This is a genomic window from Arthrobacter sp. NPDC057009, assembly GCF_042673905.1.
Lineage (GTDB): Bacteria > Actinomycetota > Actinomycetes > Actinomycetales > Micrococcaceae > Arthrobacter.
In genome coordinates this window covers 608,190-626,052 of sequence record NZ_JBHUSB010000001.1, presented here as the reverse complement: position 1 = coordinate 626,052, position 17,863 = coordinate 608,190, and the positions used below count along the sequence as shown (strand labels likewise).

The 17,863-nt window shown below is 62.0% G+C and carries 26 protein-coding genes; 25 read left to right on the top strand and 1 reads right to left on the bottom strand.

The features are described 5' to 3' along the window. Window positions 1–10: 10 nt before the first annotated feature. The 3 genes from fusA to ACFTR6_RS02945 all read left to right on the top strand — a co-directional run bounded on the left by fusA (window position 11) and on the right by ACFTR6_RS02945 (window position 3,856). A complete protein-coding gene (gene fusA / locus ACFTR6_RS02955; RefSeq protein WP_076801214.1) occupies window positions 11–2,125 on the top strand; it encodes an elongation factor G in 2,115 nt (704 codons plus the stop codon). 255 nt (window positions 2,126–2,380) lie between these two features. Further along, the gene (gene tuf, locus ACFTR6_RS02950) at window positions 2,381–3,571 is read left to right on the top strand and encodes an elongation factor Tu (protein WP_076801216.1); all 1,191 of its coding nucleotides are present in this window, start codon (window positions 2,381–2,383) and stop codon (window positions 3,569–3,571) included. A 159-nt stretch (window positions 3,572–3,730) separates the two neighbouring features. Next, window positions 3,731–3,856: a hypothetical protein gene (locus ACFTR6_RS02945; protein WP_257787652.1), complete on the top strand. Its 126-nt coding sequence runs from the start codon at window positions 3,731–3,733 to the stop codon at window positions 3,854–3,856. A gap of 46 nt (window positions 3,857–3,902) precedes the next feature. On the opposite strand, the gene ACFTR6_RS02940 is transcribed toward ACFTR6_RS02945, so the two are convergent. Further along, entirely contained in the window at window positions 3,903–5,363 is a 1,461-nt protein-coding gene (locus ACFTR6_RS02940) for a GH1 family beta-glucosidase (protein WP_377956808.1), read from the bottom strand. 431 nt (window positions 5,364–5,794) lie between these two features. On the opposite strand from ACFTR6_RS02940, the gene rpsJ reads away from it, so the two are divergent. From rpsJ to ACFTR6_RS02830, 22 genes are all read left to right on the top strand, one after another. Continuing rightward, window positions 5,795–6,103 (top strand): 30S ribosomal protein S10, encoded by a 309-nt coding sequence (gene rpsJ, locus ACFTR6_RS02935; RefSeq protein WP_003803825.1) that lies wholly within the window; start codon window positions 5,795–5,797, stop codon window positions 6,101–6,103. A 17-nt stretch (window positions 6,104–6,120) separates the two neighbouring features. Then, entirely contained in the window at window positions 6,121–6,771 is a 651-nt protein-coding gene (gene rplC, locus ACFTR6_RS02930) for a 50S ribosomal protein L3 (protein ID WP_076801220.1), read from the top strand. Between the two features lie 4 nt (window positions 6,772–6,775). Next, window positions 6,776–7,396, top strand: a complete 621-nt coding sequence (gene rplD, locus ACFTR6_RS02925) for a 50S ribosomal protein L4 (protein ID WP_377956807.1) — start codon at window positions 6,776–6,778, stop codon at window positions 7,394–7,396. After that, complete coding sequence (gene rplW / locus ACFTR6_RS02920; RefSeq protein ID WP_011692807.1) at window positions 7,393–7,698, top strand: 50S ribosomal protein L23; 306 nt, start codon at window positions 7,393–7,395, stop codon at window positions 7,696–7,698. Before rplD ends, rplW begins: the two co-directional genes overlap by 4 nt. A gap of 29 nt (window positions 7,699–7,727) precedes the next feature. After that, on the top strand, window positions 7,728–8,567 hold the full coding sequence (rplB, locus tag ACFTR6_RS02915; RefSeq protein ID WP_076801223.1) for a 50S ribosomal protein L2: 840 nt from the start codon (window positions 7,728–7,730) through the stop codon (window positions 8,565–8,567). A 12-nt stretch (window positions 8,568–8,579) separates the two neighbouring features. Beyond that, window positions 8,580–8,861: a 30S ribosomal protein S19 gene (gene rpsS / locus ACFTR6_RS02910; protein ID WP_003803803.1), complete on the top strand. Its 282-nt coding sequence runs from the start codon at window positions 8,580–8,582 to the stop codon at window positions 8,859–8,861. Window positions 8,862–8,900: 39 nt separating this feature from the next. Further along, window positions 8,901–9,266 (top strand): 50S ribosomal protein L22, encoded by a 366-nt coding sequence (rplV, locus tag ACFTR6_RS02905; protein WP_003803798.1) that lies wholly within the window; start codon window positions 8,901–8,903, stop codon window positions 9,264–9,266. Next, on the top strand, window positions 9,267–10,082 hold the full coding sequence (rpsC, locus tag ACFTR6_RS02900; protein WP_076801226.1) for a 30S ribosomal protein S3: 816 nt from the start codon (window positions 9,267–9,269) through the stop codon (window positions 10,080–10,082). Further along, window positions 10,083–10,499, top strand: coding sequence for a 50S ribosomal protein L16 (gene rplP, locus ACFTR6_RS02895; protein WP_076801229.1), 417 nt, complete (start codon window positions 10,083–10,085; stop codon window positions 10,497–10,499). 2 nt (window positions 10,500–10,501) lie between these two features. After that, window positions 10,502–10,831: a 50S ribosomal protein L29 gene (gene rpmC, locus ACFTR6_RS02890; RefSeq protein ID WP_003803792.1), complete on the top strand. Its 330-nt coding sequence runs from the start codon at window positions 10,502–10,504 to the stop codon at window positions 10,829–10,831. Beyond that, entirely contained in the window at window positions 10,828–11,133 is a 306-nt protein-coding gene (gene rpsQ, locus ACFTR6_RS02885; protein WP_076801234.1) for a 30S ribosomal protein S17, read from the top strand. The genes rpmC and rpsQ overlap by 4 nt, the downstream gene beginning before the upstream one ends. A gap of 431 nt (window positions 11,134–11,564) precedes the next feature. After that, the gene (gene rplN / locus ACFTR6_RS02880; protein WP_003803789.1) at window positions 11,565–11,933 is read left to right on the top strand and encodes a 50S ribosomal protein L14; all 369 of its coding nucleotides are present in this window, start codon (window positions 11,565–11,567) and stop codon (window positions 11,931–11,933) included. Window positions 11,934–11,936: 3 nt separating this feature from the next. Further along, window positions 11,937–12,296, top strand: a complete 360-nt coding sequence (rplX, locus tag ACFTR6_RS02875) for a 50S ribosomal protein L24 (protein WP_003803770.1) — start codon at window positions 11,937–11,939, stop codon at window positions 12,294–12,296. After that, window positions 12,296–12,877, top strand: coding sequence for a 50S ribosomal protein L5 (gene rplE, locus ACFTR6_RS02870; RefSeq protein WP_076801236.1), 582 nt, complete (start codon window positions 12,296–12,298; stop codon window positions 12,875–12,877). Before rplX ends, rplE begins: the two co-directional genes overlap by 1 nt. Window positions 12,878–12,959: 82 nt before the next feature. Beyond that, a complete protein-coding gene (gene rpsH / locus ACFTR6_RS02865) occupies window positions 12,960–13,358 on the top strand; it encodes a 30S ribosomal protein S8 (protein WP_018769139.1) in 399 nt (132 codons plus the stop codon). A gap of 18 nt (window positions 13,359–13,376) precedes the next feature. Continuing rightward, the gene (gene rplF, locus ACFTR6_RS02860) at window positions 13,377–13,913 is read left to right on the top strand and encodes a 50S ribosomal protein L6 (protein WP_009358294.1); all 537 of its coding nucleotides are present in this window, start codon (window positions 13,377–13,379) and stop codon (window positions 13,911–13,913) included. A 2-nt stretch (window positions 13,914–13,915) separates the two neighbouring features. Beyond that, a complete protein-coding gene (gene rplR, locus ACFTR6_RS02855) occupies window positions 13,916–14,299 on the top strand; it encodes a 50S ribosomal protein L18 (protein WP_003803763.1) in 384 nt (127 codons plus the stop codon). After that, window positions 14,296–15,012: a 30S ribosomal protein S5 gene (gene rpsE / locus ACFTR6_RS02850; RefSeq protein ID WP_076801238.1), complete on the top strand. Its 717-nt coding sequence runs from the start codon at window positions 14,296–14,298 to the stop codon at window positions 15,010–15,012. Before rplR ends, rpsE begins: the two co-directional genes overlap by 4 nt. Before the next feature lie 3 nt (window positions 15,013–15,015). Continuing rightward, window positions 15,016–15,222 (top strand): 50S ribosomal protein L30, encoded by a 207-nt coding sequence (gene rpmD / locus ACFTR6_RS02845; RefSeq protein WP_003803757.1) that lies wholly within the window; start codon window positions 15,016–15,018, stop codon window positions 15,220–15,222. Further along, a complete protein-coding gene (gene rplO / locus ACFTR6_RS02840; RefSeq protein WP_076801240.1) occupies window positions 15,222–15,704 on the top strand; it encodes a 50S ribosomal protein L15 in 483 nt (160 codons plus the stop codon). The genes rpmD and rplO overlap by 1 nt, the downstream gene beginning before the upstream one ends. A gap of 196 nt (window positions 15,705–15,900) precedes the next feature. Then, the gene (gene secY, locus ACFTR6_RS02835; RefSeq protein ID WP_076801242.1) at window positions 15,901–17,211 is read left to right on the top strand and encodes a preprotein translocase subunit SecY; all 1,311 of its coding nucleotides are present in this window, start codon (window positions 15,901–15,903) and stop codon (window positions 17,209–17,211) included. Window positions 17,212–17,216: 5 nt separating this feature from the next. Next, a complete protein-coding gene (locus ACFTR6_RS02830) occupies window positions 17,217–17,786 on the top strand; it encodes an adenylate kinase (protein ID WP_172804361.1) in 570 nt (189 codons plus the stop codon). The last annotated feature ends 77 nt before the right edge of the window (window positions 17,787–17,863 follow it).

Below are 17,863 nucleotides of genomic sequence, written 5' to 3'. Positions count from 1 at the left end.
GGGAGACACCGTGGCACAGGACGTGCTTACAGACCTTAGTAAGGTCCGCAACATCGGCATCATGGCCCACATTGATGCCGGCAAGACCACCACCACCGAGCGCATTCTGTTCTACACAGGTGTGAACCACAAGATTGGCGAAACGCACGACGGCGCTTCGACCACTGACTGGATGGAACAGGAAAAGGAACGCGGCATCACCATCACGTCTGCCGCCGTGACCTGCTTCTGGGAAAACAACCAGATCAACATCATCGACACCCCCGGCCACGTGGACTTCACGGTTGAGGTTGAGCGCTCCCTGCGCGTCCTCGACGGTGCAGTTGCCGTCTTCGATGGCAAGGAAGGCGTTGAGCCGCAGTCTGAGACCGTTTGGCGCCAGGCTGACAAGTACAACGTTCCGCGTATCTGCTTCGTCAACAAGATGGACAAGCTCGGCGCTGACTTCTACTTCACCGTGGACACCATCATCAGCCGCCTGGGTGCCAAGCCGCTGGTCATGCAGCTGCCGATCGGTGCCGAGAACGACTTCATCGGCGTCGTGGACCTGCTCTACATGCGCGCTCTGGTGTGGCCCGGCGATGCCAAGGGTGACGTGACCATGGGTGCCAAGTACGAGATCCAGGAGATCCCGGCAGACCTGCAGGCCAAGGCCGAGGAATACCGCGCCTCCCTCGTGGAGACCGTTGCTGAGTCCTCCGAGGAACTCATGGAGAAGTACCTCGAAGGCGAAGAGCTCAGCATCGATGAGCTCAAGGCCGGCATCCGCAAGATGACCATCAACTCCGAGCTGTACCCGGTCTTCTGTGGCTCCGCCTTCAAGAACCGCGGTGTCCAGCCGATGCTTGACGCCGTCGTCGACTACCTGCCGAACCCGCTCGACGTTCCTCCGATGATCGGTCACGACCCGAAGAACGAAGAGAAGGAACTGACCCGCAAGCCGTCCGCCGAAGAGCCCTTCTCCGCTCTCGCGTTCAAGATTGCGGCCCACCCGTTCTTTGGCCAGCTCACCTTCATCCGCGTGTACTCCGGTCACGTGGAGTCCGGCGCCCAGGTGGTCAACTCCACCAAGGGCAAGAAGGAGCGCATCGGCAAGCTGTTCCAGATGCACGCCAACAAGGAAATGCCCGTCGAGGCAGCCACTGCTGGCCACATCTACGCAGCCATCGGTCTGAAGGACACCACCACTGGCGACACCCTGTGTGACTCCAGCAACCAGATCGTGCTCGAGTCCATGAGCTTCCCGGAGCCCGTGATCTCTGTTGCCATCGAGCCGAACACCAAGGGTGACCAGGAGAAGCTCTCCACGGCCATCCAGAAGCTCTCCGCTGAGGACCCGACCTTCCAGGTCTCCCTCAACGAAGACACCGGCCAGACCATCATCGCCGGCATGGGCGAGCTCCACCTGGACATCCTGGTGGACCGCATGCGCCGCGAATTCAAGGTCGAGGCCAACGTCGGCAAGCCGCAGGTTGCCTACCGCGAGACCATCAAGCGTGCCGTGGAGCGCCACGACTACACGCACAAGAAGCAGACCGGTGGTTCTGGCCAGTTCGCAAAGGTCCAGATCGCCATCGAACCGCTGGACACCGCGGAAGGCGAGCTGTACGAGTTCGAGAACAAGGTCACCGGTGGCCGTGTTCCGCGCGAGTACATCCCGTCGGTTGACGCCGGTATCCAGGATGCGCTGAACGACGGCGTCCTGGCCGGTTACCCGGTTGTCGGCATCAAGGCCACGCTGGTTGACGGCGCGTACCACGATGTTGACTCATCGGAAATGGCGTTCAAGATCGCCGGCCGTATGGCTTTCAAGGAAGCCGCACGCAAGGCGAACCCTGTTCTGCTCGAACCGCTGATGGATGTCGAGGTCCGCACCCCTGAGGAATACATGGGTGACGTTATCGGTGACCTCAACTCCCGCCGTGGCCAGATGCAGTCCATGGAAGACGCAGCAGGTGTCAAGGTTGTCCGCGCGCACGTTCCGCTGTCCGGCATGTTCGGCTACATCGGTGACCTGCGCTCGAAGACCCAGGGCCGCGCTGTTTACTCCATGACGTTCAACAGCTACGCCGAGGTCCCGAAGGCAGTTGCCGACGAGATCATCCAGAAGTCCCGCGGCGAGTAGTCCCCAGGACTGTCCACGCGACAAGCTGCGAAAACCGGGTGCGTTTCCCCTGCGGAACACACCTAGTGCGGATGGCCGGAGCCCTTGGTTCCCGCCGGGTTCCGGCCATCAGCACGAACAGGGTCTAGGCACTAGTATTAGTTCCTGAATCTGCAATTTCATCAATCCAAAGCCCCCAGATAGACTTACTGGAGTTTCTGCCGCGATAAGCGCGGTCGAAGGTAAGCCATTTGAAAAACGTTCTAGGAGGAACCTGTGGCAAAGGCAAAGTTCGAGCGGACTAAGCCGCACGTTAACATCGGTACCATCGGTCACGTTGACCACGGTAAGACGACGTTGACGGCCGCCATTTCCAAGGTGCTGTACGACAAGTACCCGACTCTCAACGAGAAGCGTGACTTCGCGTCGATCGACTCTGCTCCGGAAGAGCGTCAGCGCGGCATTACCATCAACATCTCCCACGTTGAGTACCAGACCGAGAAGCGCCACTACGCACACGTAGACGCTCCGGGTCACGCTGACTACATCAAGAACATGATCACCGGTGCTGCCCAGATGGACGGCGCAATCCTCGTGGTTGCCGCTACTGACGGCCCGATGGCTCAGACCCGCGAGCACGTTCTGCTCGCCCGCCAGGTTGGTGTTCCCTACCTGCTGGTCGCGCTGAACAAGGCAGACATGGTTGAGGACGAGGAACTCCTCGACCTCGTCGAAATGGAAGTTCGTGAGCTCCTGAGCTCGCAGGGCTTCGACGGCGACGACGCCCCGGTTATCCGCGTTTCCGGCCTCAAGGCCCTGGAAGGCGACCCGGAGTGGGTCAAGTCCGTTGAGGACCTGATGGCTGCTGTCGACGAGTCCGTTCCGGACCCGGTTCGTGACCGCGACAAGCCGTTCCTGATGCCGATCGAAGACGTCTTCACCATCACCGGTCGTGGCACCGTTGTGACGGGCCGCGCCGAGCGCGGTACCCTCGCCATCAACTCCGAGGTCGAGATCGTCGGTATCCGCCCGGTCCAGAAGACCACCGTTACCGGTATCGAGATGTTCCACAAGCAGCTCGACGAAGCATGGGCCGGCGAGAACTGTGGCCTGCTGCTCCGCGGTCTGAAGCGCGACGACGTCGAGCGTGGCCAGGTTGTCGTCAAGCCGGGTTCCATCACCCCGCACACCGACTTCGAGGCCAACGTCTACATCCTCTCCAAGGACGAAGGCGGACGTCACAACCCGTTCTACTCGAACTACCGCCCGCAGTTCTACTTCCGTACCACGGACGTGACCGGCGTTATCACCCTGCCGGAAGGCACGGAAATGGTTATGCCCGGCGACAACACTGAGATGACCGTTGCGCTCATCCAGCCGATCGCTATGGAAGAGGGCCTCGGCTTCGCTATCCGTGAAGGCGGCCGCACCGTTGGTTCGGGACGTGTCACCAAGATCATCAAGTAACTCTTGCTGATTGCAGGCCTAACAGCCTGATCTTCGAAAACAGCCCCGCTGCTACTGGCAGCGGGGCTGTTTTTGTCTCTGCGGCTTCAGGCTGTGGACTGGGGACCGTCACTGATAGGGTTATTGCTCGCGACAGATTCGTGGCAAAGAGGGAGCATCATGGGTTGGCTTATTTTCCTGCTGGTGGTTGTCGCCGTAGTGGTGGGCGTTTTCTGGGTGAAGAAGAACTTCCGCCACGAGATTGAACGCGCCAAGCGCATCAACCGGGCCAACAAGAACCAGTAGCCGGCGTCCGCTGTCCCGGCGGCCGGCCGTCCTGCGCAGCCCGCTTTCAGACCGCGCGGGTCCGTGCCCGGCTGAGCGCCTGCAGCCAGTAGAAGGACTTTTTGGGCGTGCGCTTGAGGGTCTCGAAGTCAACATGCACCAGACCGAAGCGCTGTGAATACCCGGCGGCCCATTCGAAGTTGTCCATGAACGTCCAGACGAAGTAGCCGAGCAGTTCCACGTCGTGCGCGATGCCGCCCGGCGCCGTCGAATTGACCGCCTGGTCCAGATGGTCCGCCAGGTAATCGATCCGTCTCGAGTCGGTGATGGGGCCGGTGACGTGTTCCGGTTCAGGAAAGCTCGCGCCGCTCTCGGTGATGTACACCGGCGGCAGGGCCGGCCCGTACCGGTCTTTGAGCTCCCGGAGCAGGATGCCCAGGTGGTCCGGTGCCACCGGCCATCCGAAGCCGGTGGTGGAATATTCCGGGAAGCCCGCCAGATGGAACGGCACCCGTGCCATAGCCTGGGCGTTGCCGGCCGGGGTGTCCGGCAGGCCCTGCCCGGCAGCCACCCGGACAGGGTAGTAGTAGTTCACCCCGTAGAAGTCGATCGGCTGGCTGATCAGGCGGAGGTCGTCGTCGGACGCCCTGGACAAGAACCTGAACCAGGGGCGGGCGGCAAGCGGCGGAGCGGGATAGCGCCCCAGGAGGATGGGATCCGCATAGACGCGGTTCAGGACAAGGTCGAAGACCTTGGCCAGCAGCCTGTCCGCCAGCCGCCTGGTGGCAGGGCGGACGGGGGAGTGCAGGTTGGTGACGCCGATGGACCCGGCCACGCCCGCTGCCCGGAGGGCCTGGACCGCGAGCCCGTGGCCGAGGAGCTGATGGTGGACTGACGGCAGCGCATTGAACAGCAGGTCGCGGCCGGGGGCATGGACCCCGAGCGCGTAGCCGTTAAGCGTGACGGAGACGGGCTCGTTGAGCGTGACCCACTGGGCCACCCGATCACCGAGCCGCTGGGCAGCGGCCGCAGCGTACTCCGCGAAGCGCTCCGCCGTGGCCCGGTTCATCCAGCCGCCGCTGTGTTCCAGGGGCAGGGGAGTGTCCCAGTGGTACAGCGTGGCCATGGGGGAGATGCCGGCCGCCAGCAGCAGGTCCACCAGCCGGTCGTAAAAGTCCAGGCCCCGCGGGTTGGCCAGGCCACGGCCCTCGGGCTGGATGCGGGGCCACGCGATGGAGAACCGGTATGAGTCGATGCCGAGTTCGCGCATGAGGGCAACGTCCTCCGGCACCCGGTTATAGTGGTCGCAGGCCACCGCCGGGGAATGCCCGTGCAGGATGCTGCCCGGCTTCGCCGCAAAGGCATCCCACCCCGAGGGCCCGCGGCCGTCCGCCGCGAGGGCGCCCTCGATCTGGAAGGCGGCGGCAGCGACGCCCAGGGTAAAACCCGGGCGCAGGCGCCCGGCAAGGTTCTGCACTGCGTCCGCGTTGACTGCTTGATCGCCGGCGTCGGCACTCTGCACGGCCATCCACCCATCATCCAACCGGAGAAGGCGGGCGGCAATGATCCTAGGCAATGACCCTGGGCAATGACCTGGGCAATGACTGCAGGGGGCCGGCAGAAGCGCCTGTAGGGCCGATTCGCATCCTCGGACAATTTCCGGCATACTAGATGAGTTGTTCAAGCGCTTCTTCGCGTCCCGATCCGGATAATGCCGGGTGCCAGGGTCCAGGCTGAAGCCCAAACATAACCCAATCCCCCTAAGGAACTGCGGGCTCGTGCGTTTTGCACAGCGCGACACGCCCGACCGCGGGGGTCGGGTGCGCCGGCAGGTTGAGGAACCCGGATTCATCCGGATTCAGCTTGTGCGGCGGGTGGTGGTTACGACCTCAAATGCTTCGGCAGCCATACAACACGCAAGTAAACAGAGCAGCACTTACTGAAAGAGAGTCAGGCGACATGGCGGGACAAAAAATCCGCATCCGGCTGAAGTCATACGACCACGAGGTCATTGACGTTTCAGCACGGAAGATCGTTGAGACGGTCACGCGCGCAGGCGCAACGGTAGTCGGCCCGGTGCCGCTGCCGACGGAGAAGAACGTGTACTGCGTTATCCGCTCTCCGCACAAGTACAAGGACAGCCGCGAGCACTTCGAAATGCGCACGCACAAGCGTCTGATCGACATCATCGACCCCACGCCCAAGGCTGTTGACTCGCTCATGCGTCTCGACCTGCCGGCCGACGTGAACATCGAAATCAAGCTGTAGGGAGGTGCTGAGAGACTATGACCGCAACCCGTAACGTAAAGGGCCTGCTGGGCACGAAGCTCGGCATGACCCAGGTCTGGGACGAGAACAACAAGCTCATCCCCGTCACTGTTGTCCAGGCTGACTCCAACGTCATCACCCAGCTGCGCAATGCAGAGACCGATGGCTACGTCGCCGTTCAGATCGGCTACGGCCAGATCGATCCCCGCAAGGTCACCAAGCCGCTGGCTGGTCACTTTGAGAAGGCAGGCGTCACGCCTCGCCGCCACGTCGTCGAACTGCGCACTGCAGATGCTGACTCTTACGAGCTGGGCCAGGAGCTGTCCGTTGAGCTCTTCGAAGCCGGCCAGAAGATCGACGTCATCGGCACCACCAAGGGTAAGGGCTTCGCCGGTGTTATGAAGCGTCACGGCTTCTCCGGTGTTGGCGCCTCCCACGGTGCCCACAAGAACCACCGTAAGCCCGGTTCAATCGGTGGCGCATCCACCCCGAGCCGCGTCTTCAAGGGCATGAGAATGGCCGGCCGCATGGGCGCCGTTCGTCACACCACGCTGAACCTCACCGTTCACGCGGTTGACGTCGAGAAGTCGCTGCTCCTGATCAAGGGCGCCGTTCCCGGTGCCCGCGGCCAGGTCGTCTTCGTACGCACCGCCGTGAAGGGAGCCTAGTTCAATGGCTAACACTGTCAAGGTTGACCTGCCTGCAGAGATCTTCGACGTTCAGACCAACGTGCCGCTGCTGCACCAGGTCGTCGTTGCCCAGCTCGCTGCTGCTCGCCAGGGTACCCACAAGACCAAGACCCGCGCCGAGGTTTCCGGTGCAGGCCGCAAGCCGTTCAAGCAGAAGGGCACCGGCCGCGCCCGTCAGGGTTCGATCCGCGCTCCGCACATGACCGGCGGTGGCATCGTCCACGGTCCCACCCCGCGTGACTACGCCCAGCGGACCCCCAAGAAGATGATTGCTGCTGCACTGCGCGGCGCTCTCTCTGACCGCGCCCGCAACGGCCGCGTCCACGTCGTGTCTGAACTGGTTGCCGGCGACAAGCCGTCCTCCAAGGCAGCACTGGCAACCCTGCGCGGAGTTTCCGAGCGCAAGAACCTGCTGGTCGTCATCGAGCGCGCCAACGACGTTGCTGCACTGTCCGTGCGCAACCTCGCCGAAGTTCACGTCCTGTACGTGGACCAGCTGAACACCTACGACGTCCTCGTTTCCGACGACGTAGTCTTCACTCAGGCTGCCTACGAAGCATTCGTTGCTGACAAGGCTGCAAAGAACCAGGAGGATGCCAAGTGAGCGCAGCCACCATCAAGGACCCGCGCGACGTTGTGCTTGCACCCGTCGTTTCGGAAAAGAGCTACGGCCTGATCGACGAGGGCAAGTACACCTTCCTGGTGGACCCCCGGTCGAACAAGACCGAGATCAAGCTGGCCGTGGAGAAGATCTTCTCCGTCAAGGTCGAATCGATCAACACCATCAACCGTGCCGGTAAGCGCAAGCGCACCAAATTCGGATGGGGCACCCGCAAGAACACCAAGCGTGCCATTGTGACCCTCAAAGAAGGCACTATCGACATCTTCGGCGGTCCGCTCGCGTAGCGGAGACCACTTTAACGAGGAAATAAATTATGGGAATCCGTAAGTACAAGCCGACTACGCCGGGCCGTCGTGGCTCGAGCGTAGCTGACTTCACCGAAATCACGCGGTCGACGCCGGAAAAGTCGTTGGTACGTCCGCTGCCCAAGAAGGGCGGCCGTAACAACACCGGTAAGATCACCACCCGTCACAAGGGTGGCGGACACAAGCGCCAGTACCGTCTGATCGACTTCCGTCGCCACGACAAGGACGGCGTCAACGCCCGCGTTGCCGAAATCGAGTACGATCCGAACCGCACGGCTCGCATCGCCCTCCTGCACTACGTTGATGGCACCAAGCGCTACATCATCGCCCCGAACAAGCTCAACCAGGGCGACTTCGTGGAAGCCGGCGCCAATGCTGACATCAAGCCTGGCAACAACCTGCCCCTGCGCAACATCCCCGTGGGTACCGTTATCCACGCGGTTGAGCTGCGCCCGGGCGGCGGTGCCAAGATGGCCCGCTCCGCCGGTGCTTCTGTTCAGCTCGTCGCCAAGGAAGGCCGTTTCGCCCAGCTGCGTCTGCCCTCCGGCGAAATCCGCAACGTTGACGTGCGCTGCCGCGCCACGATCGGCGAGGTCGGCAACGCCGAGCAGTCCAACATCAACTGGGGTAAGGCTGGCCGTATGCGGTGGAAGGGCGTTCGCCCGACCGTCCGTGGTGTTGCCATGAACCCGGTTGACCACCCGCACGGTGGTGGTGAAGGTAAGACCTCCGGTGGTCGCCACCCGGTCAACCCGAACGGTAAGCCTGAAGGCCGCACCCGCCGCCCCAACAAAGAGAGCGACAAGCTTATTGTTCGTCGCCGTCGTACTGGCAAGAACAAGCGATAGGAGCCTGGACACATGCCACGCAGCCTGAAAAAAGGTCCTTTCGTTGACCAGCACCTCTTTGTGAAGGTCGCAAGGGAAAACGAAAAGGGCACCAAGAACGTCATCAAGACCTGGTCCCGCCGCTCGATGATCATCCCCGACATGCTCGGGCACACGATCGCCGTGCACGACGGACGCAAGCACATCCCGGTGTTTGTCACCGAGTCGATGGTCGGGCACAAGCTCGGCGAATTCGCTCCCACGCGGACATTCCGCGGCCATGTCAAGGACGACCGTAAGGGCAAGCGCCGCTAAGGCGCCTGCACTTACGTCAAAGACGAGAGAAGGAAAGCAATGGAAGCCAAGGCAATTGCGCGCCACATCCGCGTAACGCCTATGAAGGCCCGGCGCGTCGTCAACCTTGTTCGTGGAAAGCAAGCGAACGAGGCTCTGGCAATTCTGAAGTTTGCCCCGCAGGCAGCTTCGGAGCCGGTATTCAAGGTAGTTCAGTCGGCAATCTCCAACGCCCGGGTCCTCGCGGACCGCGACGGCGTGGCGTTTGACGAAGGTGACCTCATCATCAGCGAAGCGTTTGTTGATGAAGGCCCGACCATGAAGCGGTTCCAGCCGCGTGCCCAGGGTCGTGCATTTCAGATCAAGAAGCGCACCAGCCACATCACCGTGGTAGTCGCTACCCCGGAGAAAGAGGAGGCTCGCTAAGTGGGACAGAAAGTAAACCCGCACGGGTTCCGACTCGGCGTCACCACCGATCACGTATCGCACTGGTTCGCTGACAGCACCAAGTCCGGCCAGCGGTACAAGGACTTCGTTCGCGAAGACATCCGCATCCGCCAGCTCATGTCCACGGGCATGGAGCGCGCCGGCATCGCCAAGGTCGAGATCGAGCGCACCCGCGACCGGGTCCGCGTGGACATCCACACGGCACGTCCGGGCATCGTCATCGGCCGCCGCGGCGCCGAGGCCGACCGCATCCGCGGCGAGCTCGAAAAGCTCACCGGCAAGCAGGTCCAGCTGAACATCCTCGAGGTCAAGAACCCCGAGATGGAAGCCCAGCTTGTTGCCCAGGGTGTTGCCGAGCAGCTGACCTCCCGCGTGGCCTTCCGCCGCGCAATGAAGAAGGCCATGCAGTCCGCACAGCGTGCCGGTGCCAAGGGTATCCGTATCGCTTGCTCCGGCCGTCTCGGTGGCGCTGAAATGTCCCGCTCGGAGTTCTACCGCGAAGGCCGTGTGCCCCTGCACACCCTCCGCGCGAACATCGACTACGGCTTCTACGAAGCCAAGACCACCTTCGGCCGCATCGGTGTGAAGGTCTGGATCTACAAGGGCGACGTCACCTCCAAGGAACTGGCTCAGCAGGCAGCTGCTGCCCCGTCCCGCGGCCGCTCCGGCGACCGTCCGGGCCGCCCGGGTGGCGCTGACCGTGGTGACCGCCGCCGTCGCACCGAACGTCCGGCAGCCGAAGCTCCTGCAGCTGAAGCCGCTCCGGCACAGGCAGCAGAAGGAGGACAGGCTTAAATGCTTATCCCACGTCGAGTCAAGCACCGTAAGCAGCACCACCCGGGTCGTTCCGGCGCTGCCACGGGCGGCACCAAGGTTTCGTTCGGTGAGTTCGGTATCCAGGCCCTGAGCCCGGCATACGTCACGAACCGCCAGATCGAATCTGCCCGTATCGCGATGACCCGCCACATCAAGCGTGGCGGTAAGGTCTGGATCAACATCTACCCGGACCGTCCGCTGACCAAGAAGCCTGCCGAAACCCGCATGGGTTCCGGTAAGGGTTCGCCGGAATGGTGGGTCGCCAACGTCAAGCCGGGCCGGGTTCTCTTCGAACTCTCCGGTGTCAATGAAGAGGTAGCTCGCGAGGCCCTGCGCCTGGCAATCCACAAGCTGCCGTTGAAGGCACGCATTGTGCGTCGCGAAGGTGGTGAGTAGAAATGGCAGTAGGGTCGAAGGATCTCGCACCCGCACAGCTGGACGGTTTCGACAACGAGCGTCTCGTTGAAGAACTCCGCAAGTCCAAGGAAGAGCTGTTCAACCTGCGTTTCCAGTCCGCCACCGGACAGCTGGAGAACCACGGTCGCCTGCGCGCGGTAAAGAAGGACATCGCACGCATCTACACCGTTCTCCGTGAGCGCGAGCTGGGCATTCGTGCCGAGGTTGCCGCACCGGTTGTGGAAGCCAAGGAAGAAAAGAAGTCCAAGAAGTCTGCAGCGAAGAAGGCTGAAAAGCCTGCCGAGGCTGAGACCGAGGAGGACGCCAAGTGAGTGAAAAGGACGAGAACGTGACGGAAACTGCTACGGCAGCTACGGCTGAGCAGCGCGGTTACCGTAAGACGCGTCGCGGCTACGTGGTCTCTGACAAGATGGACAAGACCATCGTTGTTCAGGTTGAAGACCGCGTGAAGCACGCCCTGTACGGCAAGGTCATCCGCCGCACCTCCAAGGTCAAGGCACACGACGAGCAGAACACCGCCGGCATCGGCGACCTGGTTGTCATCGCCGAGACCCGGCCGCTGTCCGCCACCAAGAACTGGCGGCTCGTGGAAATCCTCGAAAAGGCCAAGTAATACCTGCGGCCCTGGCTGCACGGAAACCCCCGTTCCCCTTGGGAGCGGGGGTTTCCCCCTTTAAGCGGGGGAGCGGCCTAAGCGGGGGAAGAGGCCGACGGCGGGACGAACGCCGGCAGCACATGTCGCCGTCGTACGTTGCGGGGGAGCCCTGACTGGTGATATGGAGCTGCGCCCAAACTGTGCTAAGATTTTGAGTTTGTATGGCGCCTTTTGTGTGCCGACAGCAAACCTCGTAAACAATCGTGCCACGGCATAGTGCCCCCTTGCGCCTTCACGGGCTTGGGAAGCAACTGTTTGTGGCACGGGCGTTTAGGCCTGGTCTGGCAAAATCCAGTCAGGTCCAGAGACACCCCGATCAACCGTTCCGCAAGGCTCATTCCGTAGCAAAATTTTCGGTCTGAGAACCGGCGCGACGCAAGGAGTAAATAGTGATTCAGCAGGAGTCGCGACTGAAGGTCGCCGACAACACGGGTGCTAAGGAAATCCTTACCATTCGCGTTCTCGGTGGATCCGGCCGTCGCTACGCAGGCATCGGCGACGTCATCGTCGCCACCGTCAAGGATGCAATCCCGGGCGGCAACGTAAAGAAGGGCGACGTCGTCAAGGCTGTCATCGTCCGTACCAAGAAGGAACGCCGCCGTGCGGATGGTTCCTACATCAAGTTTGACGAGAACGCAGCCGTCATCCTGAAGAACGACGGTGACCCCCGCGGCACCCGTATCTTCGGACCGGTTGGTCGTGAACTCCGTGACAAGAAGTTCATGAAGATCGTTTCTCTGGCTCCGGAGGTGCTCTAGTCCATGGCTAAGATCAAGAAGGGTGACCTGGTTCAGGTCATCACTGGCGCCAAGGCTGAGCGCGGCGGCGACCGTGGCAAGCAGGGCAAGGTCCTGCGCGTGTTCCCGGACACCAACCGCGTGCTGGTTGAGGGTATCAACCGCGTTACCAAGCACACCAAGGTCGGTCAGTCGCAGCGCGGCACCAAGACCGGCGGTATCGAGGTCGTCGAGGCTCCGATCCACGTTTCCAACGTGGCTCTGGTTGACCCGTCCACCAAGAAGCCGACCCGCGTTGGTTTCCGCCTCGACACCGTAGAGAAGGACGGCGTTAAGAAGACCGTCCGCATCCGCGTGGCCAAGAGCTCCGGGAAGGACATCTAATGACTGAGACTCTCGAGACTCCGGCAACGAAGATCGTTCCTCGTCTGAAGACCAAGTACGCCGATTCCATCAAGAGCGCGCTTCTTGAGGAATTCAAGTACGAGAACGTGAACCAGGTTCCCCGTCTGGTCAAGGTTGTTGTGAACATGGGTGTTGGAGATGCCGCCAAGGACTCCAAGCTGATCGACGGCGCTGTCCGCGACCTCACCCAGATCACCGGCCAGAAGCCGCAGGTTACCAAGGCCCGCAAGTCGATCGCCCAGTTCAAGCTGCGCGAAGGCATGCCCATCGGTGCGCACGCTACCCTCCGTGGCGACCGCATGTGGGAATTCGTGGACCGCCTGGTCACCCTGGCCCTGCCCCGTATCCGCGACTTCCGCGGCCTCAGCGGCAAGCAGTTCGATGGCAACGGCAACTACACCTTCGGTCTGACCGAACAGGTTATGTTCCACGAAATCGACCAGGACAAGATCGACCGCGTCCGCGGTATGGACATCACGGTTGTGACCACCGCCAAGACCGACGACGAAGGCCGCGCGCTGCTCAAGGCGCTGGGTTTCCCGTTCAAGACCGAAGCTTAATTAGCTACGTAAAAGGTCCGGCCGCTCTGATCCTCCGGGGACAGAACGGCGGAAACCGTTACGAGGAAGGGCAAGAGCCCAAATGACTATGACAGATCCTGTCGCAGATATGCTTACGCGCCTGCGTAACGCAAACTCGGCATACCACGACTCCGTGTCTATGCCTTACAGCAAGCTCAAGGCTCGCGTTGCTGACATCCTCAAGGCCGAAGGTTTCATCGCCGGCTGGAAGGAAGAGGACGCTGAAGTCGGCAAGAAGCTGACCCTCGAGCTCAAGTTCGGTCCGAACCGCGAGCGTTCCATCGCTGGCGTCCGCCGCATCTCCAAGCCGGGTCTCCGCGTTTACGCGAAGTCCACCAACCTGCCTCACGTGCTGGGTGGCCTGGGTATCGCAATCCTGTCCACCTCTTCCGGCCTCCTGACTGACAAGCAGGCCGGCAAGAAGGGCGTGGGCGGCGAAGTCCTCGCATACGTCTGGTAACGGGAAAGGAAGAGAATAATGTCACGTATTGGACGTCTCCCCATCACCGTTCCTGCCGGCGTTGAGGTCAAGGTTGACGGCTCTGTCGTCAGCGTCAAGGGTTCCAAGGGCGAACTGAGCCACACTGTGGCCAGCCCGATCGAGGTTGCCCTGGAAGACAACACCCTGACCGTTACCCGCCCGAACGACGAGCGCGCCTCCCGTTCGCTCCACGGCCTGACCCGCACCCTGATCGCCAACATGATCCAGGGCGTCACCGCAGGCTACGAGAAGAAGCTTGAAATCGTTGGTACCGGTTACCGCGTTCAGGCCAAGGGTTCTGACCTTGAGTTCGCTCTCGGCTTCAGCCACCCGGTCAACGTCTCGGCTCCGGCCGGCATCACCTTTGCAGTAGAGGGACCGACCAAGCTCTCTGTCTCAGGCATCAACAAGCAGCAGGTCGGCGAGGTTGCTGCCAACATTCGCAAGCTGCGCAAGCCTGACCCGTACAAGGGCAAGGGCATCCGCTACGCCGGCGAAGTCATCCGCCGCAAGGTCGGAAAGGCTGGTAAGTAACCATGGCCATCGCCATTAACAAGAAGCGTACGAACAAGAGCAAGTCTGCTTCGCGCAGCCGCCGCCAGCTTCGTATCCGCAAGCGTATCTCCGGTACGGCTGTACGTCCTCGCCTGGTCGTCAACCGTTCCGCACGCCACGTATTTGTCCAGGTTGTCGACGACACCATTGGCCAGACCGTAGCAAGCGCGTCCACTCTGGAAGCTGACCTTCGTGCATTCGATGGTGACAAGACCGCCAAGGCCAAGCGCGTTGGCGAGCTCGTTGCCGAGCGTGCCAAGGCTGCCGGCGTCGAGGCTGTTGTCTTCGACCGTGGTGGTAACAAGTACCACGGCCGGATCGCCGCCGTCGCTGACGGTGCACGCGAAGGTGGGCTGTCACTGTGACCGAAGCAAACAAGGAAAAGGACACTGTGTCTGCAGAAGAGAAGGCGACCGAAGCCGCAGCTGCTGAGACCACTGCCCCCGCCACCGAGGACCGCCGTGGTGGCGCCCGTCGCGGCGAGCGTGGCGACCGTGGCCAGGGCCGCGGCGACCGCGGTGGCCGTGGCGGCCGCGACGGCGGACGTGAAGCCGAGAAGAACCAGTTCGTAGAGCGCGTTGTTACCATCAACCGCGTTTCCAAGGTCGTCAAGGGTGGTCGTCGCTTCAGCTTCACCGCACTCGTCGTCGTTGGTGACGGTAACGGTCTGGTCGGCGTCGGCTACGGCAAGGCCAAGGAAGTTCCCGCTGCTATCGCCAAGGGCGTTGAAGAGGCCAAGAAGTCCTTCTTCCGCGTTCCCCGCGTTGGCAACACCATCCCGCACCGCGTTCAGGGTGAAGCGGCCGCTGGTGTCGTAATGCTGCGTCCGGCTTCCGCCGGTACCGGTGTTATCGCCGGTGGTCCGGTCCGTGCAGTACTGGAGTGCGTGGGCATCCACGACATCCTCTCCAAGTCGCTCGGTTCCTCCAACGCCATCAACATCGTTCACGCGACCGTTGATGCACTGAAGCGCCTCGAAGAGCCGGCATCTGTGGCAGCACGCCGCAACCTGCCGCTGGACGAGGTTGCTCCGGCCGCCCTGGTGCGTTCGCTGATGAACCAGAAGGCAGGTGTCTAAGTCATGGCGAAGAACCTGACTCCCTCCGACGCCAAGTTGGAGATCACCCAGATCAAGGGCGTCATTGGCGCCAAGCAGAACCAGCGCGACACCCTGCGGTCCCTCGGCCTGAAGCGGATCGGACACACCGTTGTCCGCACCGCCGACGCCGTGACCGTTGGAATGCTCAACACGGTTCCGCACCTCGTGAATGTTGAGGAGGCGAAGTAATGGCAGAGAAGAACACCGCCGAGACCGCTGCTGAGAAGCAGAGCGCTCTGAAGGTTCACCACCTGCGTCCCGCCCCCGGTGCCAAGACCGCCAAGACCCGTGTTGGTCGTGGTGAGGCTTCCAAGGGTAAGACCGCCGGTCGCGGTACCAAGGGTACGAAGGCCCGCTACCAGGTGAAGGCTGGCTTTGCCGGCGGCCAGCTGCCGCTGCACATGCGCCTGCCGAAGCTGCGCGGCTTCAAGAACCCGTTCCGGGTTGAGTTCCAGGTTGTGAACCTGGAGAAGCTCAACGAGCTGTTCCCGGAAGGTGGCACCGTCACCGTGGAGGACCTGGTTGCAAAGGGTGCTGTTCGCAAGAACCAGCCCGTGAAGGTGCTTGGCACCGGCGACATCACCGTCAAGGTTGACGTCACCGCCCATGCCTTCTCAGCCAGCGCTTCTGAGAAGATCGCTGCAGCCGGCGGCAGCACCACCGCGCTCTAAGGGATCTACTCCCGGAGCCGGTGGGCAACAGCCTGCTGCACAAACTCCCGGCACGGGGGCCCAGGCCCCTGTGCCGGGAGTTTTTCCATACCTATTGGGTCGTCCGGATTGTTCGCATGCCGCAAACACCGGTTAGACTCGGTTGTTGGGTTTATAGACCTGCATCACGAGACTCATTAACTACTGAGGAGGACGCTTGCTAAGCGCATTCGGCCGGGCGTTTCGAACGCCTGATCTGCGACGCAAGTTGTTGTTCACGCTGGGAATCATCACAATCTTCCGCTTGGGAGCTTTCATCCCCTCGCCTGGTGTGAACTACCAGAATGTCCAGCAATGCTTGTCGACCGGGCAGACCCAGGGCGGGATCTACCAGCTCGTCAATCTTTTCAGCGGCGGTGCGTTGCTGCAGGTCTCCATCTTCGCCCTGGGAATCATGCCGTACATCACGGCGAGCATCATCGTGCAGCTGCTGCGTGTGGTCATCCCGCGTTTCCAGCAGCTCTATGAAGAGGGCGCCTCCGGGCAGTCCAAGCTGACGCAGTACACGCGGTACCTGACCATCGCCCTTGGCCTGCTGAACGCCACGACGCTGGTGTCGCTGGCGCGCTCCGGCCAGCTGCTGCCCGGCTGCAACCTGCCGATCATCCCGGACCAGAGTGTCATCACCACGATCCTCATCATCATCACGCTGACGGCCGGCACCGGCCTCATCATGTGGATGGGTGAACTCGTGACTGAGAAGGGCGTCGGCAACGGCATGTCGCTGCTGATCTTCACGGCCATCGCCGCAGGTTTCCCCACCTCGCTGGGCGCCATCTGGTCTGCACAGGGTCCGGGCACGTTCTTCATCGTGCTCGCCATCGGTCTGCTGACCGTTGCCCTGGTGGTCTTCGTGGAGCAGTCCCAGCGCCGCATACCGGTGCAGTACGCCAAGCGGATGATCGGACGCCGCACCGTGGGTGGCACCAGCACGTACATTCCCATCAAGGTGAATATGGCCGGCGTCATTCCCGTCATCTTTGCCTCCTCGATGCTCTACCTGCCGGCGCTGATCTCGCAGTTCAACCAGCCGAAGGCGGGGGAGACGATCCAGCCGTGGGTTGAGTGGATCAACAACAACCTGACCCGCGGGGACCACCCCATCTACATGGCGCTGTACTTCGCCATGATTGTGTTCTTTACCTACTTCTACGTCGCGATCACCTTCAACCCTGAAGAGGTCAGCGACAACATGAAGAAATACGGCGGCTTCATTCCGGGTATCCGTGCCGGCAAGCCGACCGCGGATTACCTGCAGTACGTCCTGTCGCGCATCACGCTGCCCGGTGCCATCTACCTTGGCTTCGTGGCACTGATCCCGCTGGTGGCGCTCGTGCTGATCAACGCAAACCAGAACTTCCCGTTCGGTGGCACCTCGATCCTGATCATGGTGGGCGTTGGCCTGGAAACCGTCAAGCAAATTGACGCGCAGCTACAGCAGCGTCACTACGAAGGGCTATTGCGATGACCAGAATGTTGATTATCGGACCACCGGGTTCGGGCAAGGGCACGCAGGCGGAACGCATCTCGGAACGCCTCGGCGTCGTTGCGATCTCCACCGGCGACATCTTCCGCGCCAACGTCAAGGGCGAGACGCCGCTCGGCGTCGAGGCCAAGAAGTACATGGACAACGGGGATTTCGTTCCGGACAGCGTGACCAACAAGATGGTGCGCGACCGTCTCAGCGAGGCCGACGTCGAAGACGGCTTCCTCCTGGACGGCTACCCGCGCACCACTGCCCAGGTTGACTACCTGGACCAGATCCTGGCCAACGGCGACCAGAAGCTGGACGTAGTCCTGCAGCTCACCGCCGATGACGAGGAACTCGTGCACCGCCTCCTGGGCCGCGCGAAGGAAACCGGCCGCAGTGACGACAACGAAGCCGTCATCCGCCACCGCCTGGACCTCTACCACGAGCAGACCGAAGCTGTTGTGGCCAAGTATGCCGAACGCGGCATCCTGACCCAGGTGGACGGCATCGGCCAGATCGATGAGGTCACCGACCGCGTCATGCAGGCCATCAAGGAAGCTCAGGCCGCCTGATATCAGTTCCAACGCTGCGAGGCTCCTCCCGGACCATGGGGAGGGGCCTCCGGCTTTTAGCCCCGCAGTTTTTTGGT